The sequence below is a fragment of the Thermanaerothrix solaris genome, assembly GCF_032334255.1.
In the GTDB taxonomy this organism is placed as follows: Bacteria; Chloroflexota; Anaerolineae; order Anaerolineales; family Anaerolineaceae; genus Thermanaerothrix; species Thermanaerothrix solaris.
The window spans coordinates 121,512-136,502 of record NZ_JAUHMF010000002.1; the positions used below are offsets into that span (position 1 = coordinate 121,512).

Below are 14,991 nucleotides of genomic sequence, written 5' to 3' on the forward strand. Positions count from 1 at the left end.
AGGCATCCGGCTTTTCCGGGAACGGATCGAGGCGACGGCGACTAATAATCGGGGGGATTTGCAAAATATCCCCCTTTGTTCTCCCCCCGGCACGGCAACCCACCCAATCTGATCAAACCGGCGCACGGGCGCTCTCCCCAGCCGGGCCCTGCGATCGAGAGCGCCCGAGCAATCCGCCCACGTTAGCGCATCACCGCCGGGATGAACACGCGGAAGTTATCCACCGTGGTGGTCAATTCGACCATCCAGCAGGCGCTGGGGGCATGTGCGGAGCAGATGTAGATGTAGTCATGGTTTTGCTGCCCTACGCTGACCCCGCTCGAGGGCACCTGCACCTGTACCTGCACCGTACGCTGATCCGACCCACCGGGCAGGACGTTGCTTAGCGTGGGCGGGAAGGCGGTGATCCAGGTGCCGTTACCATTGTTGGGATCGTGTAACGTCAGGTCCTCGGCCAGATCGCCGGCATTACTTACGTTGAACGTGTAGGTTACGGTGCTGCCCGGCACACCACTGGCGCTCAACTCGGTAACGTCGGCCAGCGGGTAATAGTAAGCCGTGCGCGCCCGCACCCCGATGCGCACCCTGCGCGGGCTGTCGTTCTCCTGGCGTTTAACCTCTAACCAAACCATTCCGGTGTATTCCTTATCCGGCGTGCTTCCACCCTCAAAGATAACGTTAAAGGTGCAATAATTACCACGAGAGTATTCATAATTTAATTGGCAAGTATGGCTGAAACTGAAAGTTTCAGCCGGTGTCTCCGGAGAGGTGACCTCAAATCCGAGACCAGCGATACGAAGGGGGCCTAAAAAGCGCACGCTGAACGTCTTAGCCTCGCCGGGGGTGTTCAGATGCAGGGTGCCCCAATCCCAATAGGTGGGCTGGACGTTAGGATTGCCGGGTGGGTTACCCATATCGCGCAGGTAGATTTGCGAGACGTTTTGAGGAATGAACACGCTGGCATTGAGGTCTAAGTCAGAGTAGGACGCAAAGGCGGCGAACTGGCCGGTCGCCGAGAGTGCAGCATAGACCGCATCACGATCTCCCTGCTGGCCGAGCGAGGTGAGCGAAACGCGCCAGGTCTGCTGGGCATTCCAGTCATGTCCGAAGACGTCCGGGCACGAGGGCGCCGGTTGACCCTCGATGCCTTGGGCGCCGGTGTAGGGACATTCGTTGGTATCCCCTTCCACCAGGTTGCTGGCATAGGAATGGAAACCAATCACCAGCCCATCGCGCGAGATAGAGGGCGCATAGGAAGCCTGATTGGCCAGCGCCGAGGGCCGATCCGCCCCCAACGGCACCGAAGGTACCGAGACCAGGTAGCGCTTTACAACGTCCATATAGTCGGGGCTAGTGGGGTCAAAATCGAAGCGGAAGAGGTAAACATCACTGAAGCCGTTATCGTCACTGACCTTACCCGTGGGCAGGTTTTCGGGTGCCAAGTTGGTGGCGCGGGATTGGAAGGCCACCATCAGATAGGGATGGTTATTTTCTTCGACATAGGCAACGGCCGGATACTCGGTTGTCCCGTTCGTCGGAAGGCCATTCGGCGCCTGCGAAAGCAAGTAAATATGCACACCCCCGGACTGATCAAACTCATCATAACTACCGTCGCCGTCGTAATCGCGATCCAGCAGGAAGACATTGGCGCGCCGCTCCATCGGGCTGGCGTTTGGGTTATCGCTCTGGTAGTCGTTATCGCTCAACCCACAGATCAGGTTGGTGGCACGCGAGACGAAAAGCAAGAAGCGCCCGTCCTGCGTTTTACCGGGTAAATCCACAAACACCGGGTGATACGAATCGCCGTTGGTAGGTTGATCGTATGTGGTGGGTTGACCGTCTGAGCAGGTTGGCGCGCGGGTCAGCAGAAGTGAACCCTCACTGCGCCCGTATTGGGGAGGATTCGTATAACCCTTATCCGAAGGCTGCCCCAGGAAGATATCCTTGATGTGCCCGTTGCCGTCGCTCTGATCAAGGTTGCTGGCGATGGACTCAAACGCCACAAAGACGTCGGTAAAAAGATCCACGCTCCCGTTGGCATTGAGATCCCGCCAGTACACATCGGCCACCGGATGAGGGTAGTTCAGGTTGGGCTTGGTCGTGCCGTTGTGGTAAGCCTCGCAAACCGGGGATTGATCAGGATCGGTAATACTGCAGGCCACATTGCCCGAATCGGCATTGGCTTCCTGCTCCACTCCTCCACTGGCTGTACTGTAGTTTGAGATGCGGTAGGGGCCAGTCGGGGCGTTCAGATTACTCAAATCCATCAGCCAGATGTCGGTCTCCGGCGTTTCGTCTCCCCCTTCCACCTCGGTGTATTCGCTGGCCGATTGGAACACCAGGAAGCGCCCATCACGGGCGAGAGTGGGAAACAGCGCATCGCCCTTGGGGTATTGGGTAACACTACTATCCAGGGTTAGTGCACGCACATAGTCCTGTCCTTTGTAGCCGATGAAGATATCGGCACAATATACGTCTGTGTCACACCACTCCTCCTCTGGCATCCCTTCCACCAGGTTCGTAGCGCGCGAGGCGAAGGCGATCAATGGCGGCGCATTGAGCACGTCGCTGTTGCAGTAAGCGTTATAGGGGGCATCGCTGGACTGGCTTGCATCGCAGTCCTCGTTGAACCAGGTGATCGAGGCGTAGTTGGCAGCCTGATCGGCGCCCGAGAACTCATACCCCCCCCCGGTAGTGCTCACCTTCGACACCAACACCGTCGTGCCGATGTAGGATTCAGCCGCCTGCACGGTAAAGACCCCAATGCACGTTACCAGCAACAAGCCCAGCAGGGTGCTCCATTTCAGGCTGCGACCGGTTACCATCCACATACGCATGTTTCCCATTCCTCTGACCCTCTCCAGTTAACAGGTACTCCGTCTTTCTGCGGGGTTCAAAAAAGGGGGCGCTGGTCGGCGCCCCCTGGTCTCTCTCAGGTGGTCAGTCCGGCCGTGCGACCGAACTGCCACTATCTGCGGGGTTACTTGCATTGTAACAAATAAGACGCCCGACCGACTTAACAATCCTGTCAGGTGCAGCCTGAGCCGGCCTTACAAATTTGTAAGGTGCAGGCCGCGCTCGGGCGTCCACGCCAGGTGGGTCAGGCGCAGGGGTTGCGGCGGCCAATCCCCGCGCAGGCGGGCCCATTCCCCGAGCGCGGTAGGGCCCAGCGGCCAGGGCGCCCCCTCCGGCGTCACCACCTGCCCCCGGCCATCCACGCCCACCGCCACGCCGGCCTCCGCCGCCGGCATGGGCGTGATCACCAGCGCCCGCTCGGCCGTCACCACGGCGGTGAGCGCATCGCCGGTCGCGCTGCCGGCATCCAGCAGATCCTGGATCGCCGCGGCGCAGGTACGCAGGCCGTCCTGTGGCCAGGGTGGCACTGCCGCCAGGGTTGCACGCAGCTCGAGGCGACGCAGGAACTGCCCCGCTGCCCCGCTCAGCCAGGCCGTCAGGCGTTCGGCCGGACTGGCCGCGGCGCTGAGGTAGAACACGCTATCCCCCAGCCCGCCGGCACGCGCCACCCAGGCACTGCCGTTATACACCAGGCACTGCCCGCGGGGGTAAGGATTGGTATCCTCCATGCTAAAGCGGTAATAAGCCGTACTGGAAAACCCTCCGTTCCGCCCCAGGCGCAGCCAGTAGGTCACCCCGGGCTGGAGCAGGGGTGGCGTGGAAAACGCAAAGCGTAGCCAGGCCCGCCCGCTGTAAATCTGGTTGGCCGGCAAGGTGGCGCTTGCCAGCACCGCCCCGGGGATGCCGCCGGCATCCTGGCACAGACTGAGGGTCAGGCCATCGGTGGGACTGCCGACCATCCCTCCGTGGAAAGCCGCGGTGGCCAGTTGTTGCGGGCCGTTTTCCAGGCGGAAGGACTGCGCCAGGTAGGTCTCGGTGGTGGAGCGCCCCAGGTTTTGCAGGGCTTCCGTGGGCATGGTAAAGCCCTCAAACGTCAGATCGCGCGGGACGTGCACCCAGGTGAGGGTCTCCCACCAGCCGCGCCCTTCCAGCACGATCCGCGGTGAAGCCCGGGCCGTCAAGGTGACCGCTCCGCCTGAGGGGTCGGCAGAACGGCGCAACACAGCGGCGCAGATGGCCAGCGCTTGGGTGGGGGTGGATGCGCCCACCTCCAGCAAGCGCTCTTTGATTCCCCACAGCGCTTGACTGCGCCCGTCCTCCACCCAGGGCGTTTGTTGGGTCTCGCCCACCCAATCCTGGGGCGGGGCATACAGACGGTAGGTGGCAGCAATGCGGTTAGCCAGGTCGTCCAGACTGAGGCGGTAGCCCACCTGCCCCTGCTCTACCTGCACGGCATGCACATACCCCCACCAACACGGATCACCGGCCGCATTCAGCACGGTGAGCGGACAGCGCAGCAGGGTTTTGCCCCATTCGGCGGCCTGGCGCGGCGACCAGCCCGGCGGTAGGGGTGCCTGCAACCGCGCCCGCCTTGCCCCGCCCGGCAGTCCCCAGGTCAGGCGGGCTACCTGCATGGGCAGCCGCAGGGGTTGGGGCGCGCCCTCATCCCGCGCCCAGAGCACCACTCCCGGCGCGCTCATCCCACCCCCTCACTGCGGGGGCGCAGGAAAAGCCGCAGGGTAATCTGGGCGGCCGGGGCGGCGCCGTCTTGCGTCTCCCACAGCAGGTAGAGGCGATGCGCATGCGGGGGGCGCAGGCGCGGCCACTCCCCACCCAGCACGTGGGTCAAAGCGCGGGCGCCCGTGGCGGGCTCGCGGCTGTACACCAACTCTTCCAGCCCATCCAGCACCAGATCCCAGCCGGCGGGCGTGCCCCCGAGGGGATAGGCGTGCAGCCAGCCCTCCGCCGGCAGCAGGTGAACGGCGTCCACGTCCAGGGTAAACGGCGCCGCCGGGGTGCTTTCGGCCCACAGTTCCAGGTACAGCGCGGGGTAGGGCCCACCGCCCAGCGCCAGCGGGGGCAGGTGGAGCGCGGCGCCGACCTGCAAGCCGTGCCCCACCTGGGCCGGGAAAGGCGCCGATTGCGCCAGAGGGGTCGCCCCTGGCGCTGCGGTCACCCGCCAGGCCAGGGTCAGGCCGGCCTGTGCCGGCGGGGTATTCAGACAGAGCACCGGGTGCACCCGCCGCCCGCGCAAGTAGCCCAAATCCGTGGCGGGCACCGTCCAGGTGGCCAGGTGTGCCCAAACAGGGGCGCTCCAGGTCAGGCGGGCGAAGGCACCGCCGCTGGCCGGGCCCGCCGTGATCACGTTCAGGGTGGCATCCGCGCCGGGCTGGGCGTCTTCACCTTCCAGGGCATGCCAGAGCGCGCCGTCGGCATCCTCCAGGTCACTGCCCAGCCCGAGCAGGACGGTTTGCAGGCTCTCGCCTGCCCCGGTGGCGCGCAGCACGGCCTGAAACGGCGCCGGCAGACTGCCGGGCAGATCGGCGGCGGCCAGGCTGGCGTAGTTCACGTGCCCGGCGTGGTTGTCCTGGTGGTTGGAAAGGGTCAGCCCGGTGGTGAGGCGGCTGCCATTGGGGTTGCTCAGAGGCAGGGCCTGCAAACTGCCCTCCCACCACGGCGGGCGGCGCAGGGTCAGGCGCACCCCACGGCTGGCGGCATCGCCCTCGAGCAGGGTCAGGTCGCCACCGCGCAGGGGACTGCGCCAGAACGGCGCGCCGGGCGCGGTTTGCAGGGTGAGATAGGAGGGGGTAATGCCGTCGCGCCCATCGGCCAGGCGTGCCTCAAGCGCCTCCAGCCAGGGGGTGATGCCGCTGCCTTCCAGCGCGATGGTGAGCGTCTCTTCCACCGTTTCGGCATCCAGGCGGCGCGGGGCTGCCCGCACCGCACCCACCAGCGGGGGTTGCGCGCCGCTCCCGTGCAACCACAAGGGCGCCAAGCCCTGGGCATCGCAGAGGTAGAGGCTTTCCATCATGGGGCATCCTCCGTTTCAGGGGCGGGGTCGGCTGGCCAGCCGCTGGTGGGGTAAGGGGCTTGCGCTGCCTGCTGGAACTGGCGGGGATGGGCGGCTGCCAGGGCGGGCAGGGCCTGGGCAAAGGCGCGCAGGCAGGCCAGGGCCAGGTCTTGAAGCGCCTTGGGCAGGTCGGGACGCAGGTTAAAAGGCTCCAGGCGGGCCGCGGCGCGCCCGAGCAGAGCATAGCCGAGCGCCCCACGCAGCAACAGCGGCCAGAGGTCGCGCGGCAAGTCGCTGGGGGCGGTCTCCCCATCCAGCCCGTTGAGCACGTAGCGCTGCCCGCTGGCCTGCATCAGGTCGCTGAGGGCCTGGCGCAGGCCCTCGGTGAGCAAATCGTCCGTCCAAACCCGCCCCTCGGCATCCAGCACCCAGGCGCGCAGGCGGGTGAGCAGAGTAGCGACATCGCTCATGCCGTCCCTCCTACCCGCTCCTGCGCCAGCCAGGCCTCGAACGCCGCCGGCGTCCCGTTGAAGAGGTTGAGGTCGAGCGGGGCGGGCACTCCCGGCAGGATAAAGCGCCCGGCGCTGAACTGCCACATCTGCCAGGTGGCGCAGCCCGGCGGCAGAACCGGGCGGGCAGCGGTGGGCAGAAAGTGCGTCCGCAGGGCCTCCCAGGTGCAGGTGATGCGCCCGCGCGGGTAGGGGTACTGCGCCAGCCACAGCGGCCACGCGCCCAGCCAGGTCAGCATGGGGCGGGCGAACTCGGCGATGAACGACACGCGGGTGTAGATGAGCACGGGCAAGCCGGTGGCGGCGCGCACGCGCTGGGCCACCGCCTGGGCGACGCGGCTGATGCGCTCGGGAGAGATCAGGCGCACCACATGGCGCTGTTCCCATTCCCGCCACGAGGCCCACTGCTGTTCCACGTCAATCGCCAGGAAATCCAGCGGTTGAGCGTGGATGGTGCGCAAGAAGTGATCGGCCTGGGGGATGGCCGGGCGGATCGGGTCGCACCAGTGATAGGCGCCCACGCGCAGGCCGGCCGTGCGGGCGCCTTCCAGGTGCGGGATGAAGCAGGCATCGCGCAAGGCGGTGCCCTGGGTGGCTTTGAGCACGGCAAAGGTCACCCCACCGGCGCGCAGGGTAGTCCAATCCACCTCGGGTTGCCAGTGACTCACGTCCACGCCCAGCGCGGCTTCTTCCCAGGTCATGGCTTCACCTCCGGCTTGAGCACCAGTTTCATGCCGTTGGTCAGGCGCAGGACGATCTCCCCATCGGGGCGGCGCGCCCAGGCTTGCACCTCGGCCGGGGCGATGCCCAGGCGCGCCAGCGCTTCGCGCAGGGGCGCGGGCAGGGTGCGACGGCGGGGGTTAGGGCGTGGGGCGGTCATGAGGCGGCTCCGTCGGGCGAGCGCGTCCGGCATCTTCGATGGCCACGCCGGTGGAGTAAACCGCCAGCGCGGCGATGGTGGCTTGCACGGCCTGCCAGATATCCAGTTGCCCACTGCTGAGGCCGGCGGCGATGGTCGCCAGCGAGGCCAGCAGCACCCAGAACTTGCGCGAACGCAGCAGATGTCCCAGTTGGGTTTTCCAATCCATGGTGAACCTCCGTGAAGGGTGAAAGGGGGAGCGGCGCGAGGTGTACCGCTCCCCGCGGTGGATCAGGCGGTGACGTTGCTCTTGTAGAGCGGGCGGTAATCGGCGACGAAGACCGAGCACCAGTGGCGCACCTTGAGGCGCACCTCGTCGTGGGTGAAGAGGGCGCCGCTGTGCTGATCATCGGCGAGGATGATCTCGGGCAGCAGGCCGAAGCGTTCGGCGATGATGATGCCCGGCGCCAGGCGCGGGTCGGCGACCGCCGCCCAGTCGTTGGCATCCTCGAACTCGGGCACGGTGATGACATCGCCGTACTGGCCGCGCTGCAGGTTCTCGGAGAAGATGTTGACCTCACGCTCAAAGGCGGGGTAGAGAATGCGCATGGCGGTCAGGCGCAGGGCGCGCGGCACCAAAAGGTAGCGCGCATCCAGCGCCAGTTTCGGCCCGGCGCTCCCTTCCGGGCTGAGCAGGCGCTGTTCGTAGATCGCGGCGCTGGCAGCTTCCCAGGCGGCGGCTGAGAGCGCGGCACTGCCCAGGTTGGCGTGGTGCGGCGCTTCGAACACGGGGTAGCCATCCGCCATCTGCGGGCCAACGCCGTTTTGAGCCGTGAAGACCGCCGCCACCAGCCCCGAAAGGCGGCGCAGGGCGGCGTTGGCCAGTTTGCGCGGCACCTGGCGCAATTTGTGCGTCTCGTCGCGCTCGAACATCTCCAGCGTCAGCCCGATGTAGCCACCGGCTTTGACCCAGTTGCCCACCTCGGTGGAATCACGCAGGCTGAGCGCGGGGTAGGCTTCGCCTTCGGCCACCGTGGGCAGGGCGCTGACCTCGCCCACCAGCACCCCGCTGACCGGGTGCAGGGTGGAAAAGTGCTCCACGCTGACGATGGGCTCCCACCAGCGGTAGCCGGAGCGCCCCAGTTCCTGCCATTCGGCCAGGATGAGTTTGTTGAGCGCGTTCTTCAGCACGCCGGGCAGGTCGGCTGTGGTGGCAAACTGCGCCCGCTCGGCATCGTAGCCGCCGCGGAAGTCCTGATCGCCGGTCATGCGCAGGTAGAGTTCGCGGATGCCGCTGAGGCGCGCCACGTGCAGGGGGCGCAGTTCGGGCGGGCGCTCCACGCCCAGCAGGTCAAACAGCGCCGCGGTGATCTGATCTTCACTGCTGGCCATGCCTTCCACCCGCGGCGGGCCCTGCACCACCCCCGCCTGGTTGAGGCTGGCAACCAGATGATGCGCCTCGGCCAGGGCGGTTTGCAGTTCGGCGGGGGCGAAGGTGCGCCCCTGGAAGCGCGCCCGCACCTGGGCGGTGAGCGCCGGGGGCAGGTGGGCGGCGGCGAGGGTGCTTTCCAGCAGGTGCTGGCAGAGCACCTCAGCGCTGGGAGCGGGAGTGGGCTGGGGTTGGGGCTGCGGTTGGGGGGTTGGGGTGGTTGGGTCGTCCATGGGGTCTCCTTTTAGGGGGTCAGAGGTAGAAAGGGATGCCACGGCCAGGCGGCGCACGAAGGTACCCCCGCGGGCCGGGTCGAGCACCAGGTCCACCGAGAGCACGCGCACGATGCGGGTTACCTGGCGGCCCTCGGCGGTGAAGATCAGGTCGGCGGAAAAGCCCAGCGCGGGGCGAGGAAGCGGATCGGCCAGCACCTGCTCACCCAGGCGTTCGAGCAGGTCGGCAGCCGGGCCGAGCGGGCGCAGGCGCAGCCGGATGCCCTCCGCCTGGGGGTCGTAAGTGGGGCTCTCGCCCACCCCGGCCAGGTCGCGCAGGGAGCGGGGGCCGGCGCGGTGATCCACAAAGCACTTGACGCCTTCCCACAGGGGCAGGGAAGCCTGGAGCACCTGCGGGCTGAAGCGCCAGCCGTTGCCCTCACCGGCGGTGATGGCCAAGATCTCAAAGCCGGCGCTGGGGGTGGCGCTGAGGTGCGCCTGCCAGGTCACATGAGAATGGGTCGTTGGGGAAGTTTCGGGCATAGAGCGCTCCAAGAGGGGGTTATTTCGGGTCGCCGCTGAGCAAATCCACCTTACCGCTGGGGGTGGGCGGGCGGCGGAAAGGGGTGGCGGTCGGACCGGCGGCGCGCCCGCGGGCCAGCAGGTCGGCGATGTCCGCCGTTTCGCCGCAGAAGCGATACGCCAGGCGCAGCACCTCGGCATCGTCAATCAGGGCGCGGTCGCGCAGTTCGCCCAGCACGGCCAGGATGTGGTTGGCGGCTAAGGCCAGGGCGACGTTATCGCGCGCCGAGAGGTCGGCCCCGTGCAGGGTGATCTCGGCCTCCGCGTCCACGCGCTGACGCGGCGGCAGGGCGCGGTCAACCTGGGCGCGGCGGCGCACCACCGCGCGCAATACGTCGCCCAAGAGCCAGAGGAAGAAGCGCTGGCGCTGTTCAAAGCGGCGGTAGGTCGGCCCGCCGGCGGCTTCGGCGGTGGTGCGGGTGGCCGATTCCGGCTCGGCCAGAAAGTGCAGGGGCAGTCCGGCCCCGGCGGCGATCATCTTTTTGAGGGCCAGGCCGTCCTGCCCGGCCTCATCCGCCTCTAATTTGGGCGCCAGCACCTCCCAGGTCTCGCTTTCATCCGTCACCAAAATTGAGCCGGGCGGGGGTGGGGTGGCGTTGAGGCGCTGCTGACGGGTGAGGCGTTCGCCCTCACTGCCGAAGCGGGCGCGCACCACGTAAAGGAAGGCGGTGCGGTAGCGGTTGAGGCGGGCGCGGTCTTCCAGCCAGTTGCTGTAGCGGCTGAGCCAGCGCAAGAGCGGCGCCAGGTCGGATTCGCCCCACTGCGAGCCAACCGGACGGTTGATGGCGTAGTGGAGCATGGCCGGGGCAAAGCCACCGCCGCGGTGCGGGGCATCGCTGAGGGCGTCGTAGGCCGGCCAGGGGGTGAGCGGCGGCGCACCCTCGGCGCCACTGCGCGGCCAGAACGCCAGCGGCTGATCCAGGTCGTTGGGGCGGGCGCGAATCTCGGCGATCTCGCTGGCGGGGACGGCGCGGACGTAACTCATCCCGGCGGCATCGGTGGAAAGCAGGATGAAGAGATTGCCACTGCGGGTCAGTTCATCGCACCATTCCATCACCCGCACGGCCATGCGATTGAGCGGGTGCTCCCAAAAGGCGCGCAGGAAGCGGGCGGTAGAGGCGTGGGGGCAACTCACCGCTATCCCCCCGCCGACCACGTACTGGGTGGTCAGTTCGACGATGCGGCGCGCCAGCGGGTTGACCCGCCAGGCTTCCAGCGCCTGCTCCAGGCTGGTGCGGCGGTCGGGCAAGCCGCGGTCGCGGGTGGTGAGCAGCGGCCCTTCCCAGGGATCGCGCCATTCGGCCGGGGTGGTCAGCGCCTGGTGCTGGGCGAGGGTGGGACGGCGGCGCAGGCGCTCCCACCAGGTGGAACGAGGGGCAGAGGATGAAGGGGGCATGGTCCGAGTTCCTTTCAAAAACCGAGATCCAGGTCGGCCAGAGGGTCGCGGGCGGGCACGATCAGGGCCTCGCCGCCCGCCCCCCAGGGCTGGGCATCCAGCAGGGCAGCCAGGGCGGCGGAGATCAGCCAGTCATCGTGCAGGGGCTCCCGTTCGCCCGGCAGGCGGTAACCCTCGGGCACCCCCCAGCGCAGGTGCTTCTGCGGGCCGGGTTGGAGGGTGTAGCGGCAGTGCGCCACCTGCTGCCAGAAGCGACGGCAGTGGCCCACGGCGGTGTTGAGCGCCTCGGCCTCGGCGCCGGCAAAGAGCGGCAGAGCCGGCTCGGCGGGCAGTTGCGGCTCCTGCCAGCGTCCGCCATCCACCAGGCTGAGGAAGGCCCAGCCCAGGCGGCTCTTGCTGGCGGCGTTGAATTGGAAGGGGATGACCCGCCGGGGCAGGGCGCGCTCCAGAAAAGCAGCCAGCCCGGCACCGACCCCGGTGGCATCCACCACGAGGTAGCGCACAGCCCAGCGCCGCGCCAGGTCGGCCACCTGGTCGTAGATCAGCGGGTGTTTGACCCCCACCCAGGCGCGGCGGAAGACACAGCGGTAGGTGGGGGCGCGGCGGGCCGGATCGTCCAGCGTGCTGCGGTCAACTTCCACCACGGTGAGCGCGGTATGGTCGCGCTGGGGGTGGTGCAGGCTCTCGCCTTCAGCCAGCCCTTCGTCGGCACCGGCCACATCGAGCAGGAAGGCATAACTCTGCCCCGGCTGGGGGGTGAGGCTGAGGGCATGCGTCCCCTGCATGTGGGTGCGGCGTTCGGGCGGGAACAGCCCGCCTTCGGTCTCGATTTCTTCGCTGTAAAATTGGGTGCGGATGAGGGGGTGCTGGCGCCCTAAGCGCGCGACCTGTTCAGCCACAAAGCGCCCGTAGGCCGGCACCTCGGCGGCGACCTCCTCGGCGCTGAGGCGGAAGACGCGGCGGCGGCCATCGGCGGCCTGGGCGGCTGCGGCGGCGCGCAGTTCCCGTGCCAGCAGGGTCTCGTGGCTCCAGGCGGTGCCCCAAAAGACGCGCGTGGCGTTGGTCGAGGCGGCCATGGGAGCGATGTCCTTATCGTATTTGGCCGGGCTCACATCCTGGGCCTCGTCCACCTCAAGCAGGGTGTTGGCCGTGGCCCCGACGATGTTGGCTTCGGGCGCGCCGGAGAGGAAGAGGATGCGCGCCCGCCCGACGCGGTAGATGTAGCCGGATTCGCGCTGCCACAGCGTGGCGGTGAGGCGGTTGCGCTGGAGCACGCGCTCCAGGCGGCGCATGGCGTTCTGCGCCTGGGGTTTCCAGGTCGGGCTGATCTTGACGATCTCGGCGTCGGTCTGCATCAGCAGGGTCAGCAGGTAGGCTTCGATCTGCGCCTGGCACTCGTTCTTGCCCGCCTGGCGCGGGAACATCACCACCAGGCTGAGCCCGCGCCCGTGCAGGACGGAATCCACCACCGCGCGCACGACCGCTTCCTGGTAGCGGCGCAGGCGCAGGCCCGAGGCATAGCGGATGAATAGCACCGGATCGAGCAGAAGTTTCTTCAGGGTGAGGGCGCGCGCGTCATCCATGCCGCACCTCAGGGCGCCGGCTGGCCGTTGGCCTGCATCTCGGCAATGACCTCGTCCAGCATCTGGTTGAGCAGGTCGGCCATGGTCTGACCGCTTTCGAGTTGGCGCTCGGCTTTGAGCAGGGTGGCGAGGTGGGCGCTGGCACGGGCGAGCGTTTCGACGATGGAGAGCATCTCGCCCAGGGTGCGGCCCTCATCGGCCAGGGCCTCCACCCGGCGCACCAGCGTGCGCAAGAGGCGGATTTCGTCGCTGAGGGCGCCGTTGCGGCGGCGTTTGGGGGGAGTGGGGGGAAGGGGTTGCTCCATAGGCCTCCTGGGGTTAGAAATTATGTTCTATCTTACGCTCCAAGGATGCCACAAAGGGGCGGCGTTTACAACCTGCATCTTTAACGAGGAAAACGCCGGATTAATGAGCCTAACCCTCGTTAAAGTGAGGGCTTGACAAGAACGAGAGTTTGATCCCGGAAGGAACCGCCGCGCAGGGCCGACCCGCTTCACCCCACCCGGCGGCAGAAAACCGGGCGGATTTTCCAAAATCCCCCCGCCGGGCGCTTGATTTAATGCGGGAAAATCCCTATAATAGAGACAACCTGCGCTGCACCTTAACAAGTGCATAGGTTGAGAGGAGGGCCAGAGCGTGCGGGGACACCCCGCAAGACGTAGTTTCAATGCCCGCCAGGGTGCAATTTGTGAAAATTATCACTTTTGCGCACCCCCCCTCGAAAATGAGGCCAAAAAGGCTCAAAATGGGAGGGGGGTACGCAAAATTCAAGGGTTGAATATTAAACTCCCACTTGAGGGCGAAAAACAGCCCGCAGCATGGGCGTTTTCTCCCACTTTAGCCCGTGAAATGGGCTTGGAGAAGCGCAGTTTCTCCCACTTTCAGTTGTCTAGATGTCTGCAGTCAGAATCATCAAATGCCCGAAAGGGCATTAAGACATGATGTACCCATTCTTGTTTCACCGGTCTGAATCAGATAGTCAGAATCATCAAATGCCCGAAAGGGCATTAAGACACTATGCACTGATCCGACTTCTGAAAATGCGCTCTGAATGTCAGAATCATCAAATGCCCGAAAGGGCATTAAGACAACTTAATGTATATCTTTAAAATAACCAGGAAGATTTTAAGTCAGAATCATCAAATGCCCGAAAGGGCATTAAGACTCAGCAGTGGGCTTGCGCCCCTTGGCAATCTTGATTTTTGTTTCGTCAGAATCATCAAATGCCCGAAAGGGCATTAAGACTTTATTTTTAGAACCTTTGACATTTTGTCCTCCTTTATGTCAGAATCATCAAATGCCCGAAAGGGCATTAAGACTCATAATTACAGCAAGAGCCACCAAAATCCCGATTATGATGTCAGAATCATCAAATGCCCGAAAGGGCATTAAGACTGACAGAGTTTTTCAGTTATACACAAACCACACTGTTGATATGTCAGAATCATCAAATGCCCGAAAGGGCATTAAGACTATCCATTTTTCGATTGCTTCCAGAGAAGCAACCGAAGAGTCAGAATCATCAAATGCCCGAAAGGGCATTAAGACCGTTGCCAATATTGGTTTCAGCATCTTTATTTCCTCGTCAGAATCATCAAATGCCCGAAAGGGCATTAAGACCACCAATTCCGCACCGGTATTGTCATGGACAAAATATTTAGTTTGTCAGAATCATCAAATGCCCGAAAGGGCATTAAGACTTTTACCCTGTCTGCCACGAGGGCAGACACGATATAGTCAGAATCATCAAATGCCCGAAAGGGCATTAAGACCCGCGGAACGACCCATTCCCGTGGAGGCTGAATAAGCCCGTCAGAATCATCAAATGCCCGAAAGGGCATTAAGACGGTAGACATTGGTTTTGTCACCGGCGACCTCGACGATCGGTCAGAATCATCAAATGCCCGAAAGGGCATTAAGACTGACCGTGTCAAGGCCAGTGCGCCCGAAGATGTTGACAAAGTCAGAATCATCAAATGCCCGAAAGGGCATTAAGACTCTATGTCGCTAGGATCAATGCTGCTGGCGCTGATAGCGTCTCCGTCAGAATCATCAAATGCCCGAAAGGGCATTAAGACGGTCAAGAGACCTCCACCACCATTGTCTTTTGGATCGGTCAGAATCATCAAATGCCCGAAAGGGCATTAAGACACTTCTAGCATGTTGTAAAATTCAACAACATATTTCATGCGGTCAGAATCATCAAATGCCCGAAAGGGCATTAAGACCGTGTCGGATGGTCTTGCCCTTGCGCAAGGCGGTCTCGAAGGTCAGAATCATCAAATGCCCGAAAGGGCATTAAGACCATATAGTGTTCATATTGCGGCAAATAATATTTGGACTGAACAGTCAGAATCATCAAATGCCCGAAAGGGCATTAAGACCTTACACTCTAAGATTGTCGTCAAAATCATTCGCGCATATTGTCAGAATCATCAAATGCCCGAAAGGGCATTAAGACTCAACTCGACAACTTCTGGACTATCAACCGTGAAATATTGTCAGAATCATCAAATGCCCGAAAGGGCATTAAGACGGCAAAGATTATTGTTCCG

At 64.3% G+C, this 14,991-nt stretch carries 11 protein-coding genes and 1 CRISPR repeat array (1 of these 12 cut by a window edge); all 11 genes read right to left on the reverse strand.

Annotation, left to right across the window (positions count from 1 at the left end):
• Window positions 1–182 precede the first annotated feature (182 nt).
• The 11 genes from QYE77_RS08785 to QYE77_RS08835 all read right to left on the reverse strand — a co-directional run bounded on the left by QYE77_RS08785 (window position 183) and on the right by QYE77_RS08835 (window position 12,741).
• Window positions 183–2,837, reverse strand: a complete 2,655-nt coding sequence (locus tag QYE77_RS08785) for a hypothetical protein (protein WP_315625018.1) — start codon at window positions 2,835–2,837, stop codon at window positions 183–185.
• 213 nt (window positions 2,838–3,050) lie between these two features.
• Window positions 3,051–4,556 carry a choice-of-anchor R domain-containing protein gene (locus QYE77_RS08790; protein WP_315625019.1) on the reverse strand — a complete coding sequence of 502 codons (1,506 nt, stop codon included), beginning with the start codon at window positions 4,554–4,556 and terminating at the stop codon, window positions 3,051–3,053.
• Window positions 4,553–5,887, reverse strand: coding sequence for a hypothetical protein (locus tag QYE77_RS08795; protein WP_315625020.1), 1,335 nt, complete (start codon window positions 5,885–5,887; stop codon window positions 4,553–4,555). Before QYE77_RS08795 ends, QYE77_RS08790 begins: the two co-directional genes overlap by 4 nt.
• Window positions 5,884–6,336, reverse strand: a complete 453-nt coding sequence (locus QYE77_RS08800; protein WP_315625021.1) for a hypothetical protein — start codon at window positions 6,334–6,336, stop codon at window positions 5,884–5,886. The genes QYE77_RS08795 and QYE77_RS08800 overlap by 4 nt, the downstream gene beginning before the upstream one ends.
• Window positions 6,333–7,076 (reverse strand): glycoside hydrolase family 25 protein, encoded by a 744-nt coding sequence (locus QYE77_RS08805; protein WP_315625022.1) that lies wholly within the window; start codon window positions 7,074–7,076, stop codon window positions 6,333–6,335. Before QYE77_RS08805 ends, QYE77_RS08800 begins: the two co-directional genes overlap by 4 nt.
• Entirely contained in the window at window positions 7,073–7,255 is a 183-nt protein-coding gene (locus QYE77_RS08810) for a hypothetical protein (protein WP_315625023.1), read from the reverse strand. Before QYE77_RS08810 ends, QYE77_RS08805 begins: the two co-directional genes overlap by 4 nt.
• Window positions 7,236–7,463, reverse strand: coding sequence for a hypothetical protein (locus QYE77_RS08815; RefSeq protein ID WP_315625024.1), 228 nt, complete (start codon window positions 7,461–7,463; stop codon window positions 7,236–7,238). The genes QYE77_RS08810 and QYE77_RS08815 overlap by 20 nt, the downstream gene beginning before the upstream one ends.
• A 62-nt stretch (window positions 7,464–7,525) precedes the next feature.
• Entirely contained in the window at window positions 7,526–9,418 is a 1,893-nt protein-coding gene (locus QYE77_RS08820; RefSeq protein WP_315625025.1) for a phage major capsid protein, read from the reverse strand.
• Window positions 9,419–9,437: 19 nt separating this feature from the next.
• Complete coding sequence (locus QYE77_RS08825; RefSeq protein WP_315625026.1) at window positions 9,438–10,853, reverse strand: hypothetical protein; 1,416 nt, start codon at window positions 10,851–10,853, stop codon at window positions 9,438–9,440.
• A gap of 14 nt (window positions 10,854–10,867) precedes the next feature.
• Window positions 10,868–12,436: a phage terminase large subunit family protein gene (locus QYE77_RS08830; protein ID WP_315625027.1), complete on the reverse strand. Its 1,569-nt coding sequence runs from the start codon at window positions 12,434–12,436 to the stop codon at window positions 10,868–10,870.
• Window positions 12,437–12,444: 8 nt separating this feature from the next.
• Window positions 12,445–12,741 (reverse strand): hypothetical protein, encoded by a 297-nt coding sequence (locus tag QYE77_RS08835; protein ID WP_315625028.1) that lies wholly within the window; start codon window positions 12,739–12,741, stop codon window positions 12,445–12,447.
• Window positions 12,742–13,338: 597 nt separating this feature from the next.
• A CRISPR array of direct repeats spans window positions 13,339–14,991; the repeat unit is 36 nt; unit sequence GTCAGAATCATCAAATGCCCGAAAGGGCATTAAGAC (it continues 65 nt past the right edge of the window).

What these genes read in the sequence shown, in the direction of transcription:
- QYE77_RS08785 (WP_315625018.1), bottom strand. Translation starts at nt 2,837, where the DNA reads ATGCGTATGTGGATGGTAACCGGTCGCAGCCTGAAATGGAGCACCCTG.
- QYE77_RS08790 (WP_315625019.1), bottom strand. Translation starts at nt 4,556, where the DNA reads ATGAGCGCGCCGGGAGTGGTGCTCTGGGCGCGGGATGAGGGCGCGCCC.
- QYE77_RS08795 (WP_315625020.1), bottom strand. Translation starts at nt 5,887, where the DNA reads ATGATGGAAAGCCTCTACCTCTGCGATGCCCAGGGCTTGGCGCCCTTG.
- QYE77_RS08800 (WP_315625021.1), bottom strand. Translation starts at nt 6,336, where the DNA reads ATGAGCGATGTCGCTACTCTGCTCACCCGCCTGCGCGCCTGGGTGCTG.
- QYE77_RS08805 (WP_315625022.1), bottom strand. Translation starts at nt 7,076, where the DNA reads ATGACCTGGGAAGAAGCCGCGCTGGGCGTGGACGTGAGTCACTGGCAA.
- QYE77_RS08810 (WP_315625023.1), bottom strand. Translation starts at nt 7,255, where the DNA reads ATGACCGCCCCACGCCCTAACCCCCGCCGTCGCACCCTGCCCGCGCCC.
- QYE77_RS08815 (WP_315625024.1), bottom strand. Translation starts at nt 7,463, where the DNA reads ATGGATTGGAAAACCCAACTGGGACATCTGCTGCGTTCGCGCAAGTTC.
- QYE77_RS08820 (WP_315625025.1), bottom strand. Translation starts at nt 9,418, where the DNA reads ATGCCCGAAACTTCCCCAACGACCCATTCTCATGTGACCTGGCAGGCG.
- QYE77_RS08825 (WP_315625026.1), bottom strand. Translation starts at nt 10,853, where the DNA reads ATGCCCCCTTCATCCTCTGCCCCTCGTTCCACCTGGTGGGAGCGCCTG.
- QYE77_RS08830 (WP_315625027.1), bottom strand. Translation starts at nt 12,436, where the DNA reads ATGGATGACGCGCGCGCCCTCACCCTGAAGAAACTTCTGCTCGATCCG.
- QYE77_RS08835 (WP_315625028.1), bottom strand. Translation starts at nt 12,741, where the DNA reads ATGGAGCAACCCCTTCCCCCCACTCCCCCCAAACGCCGCCGCAACGGC.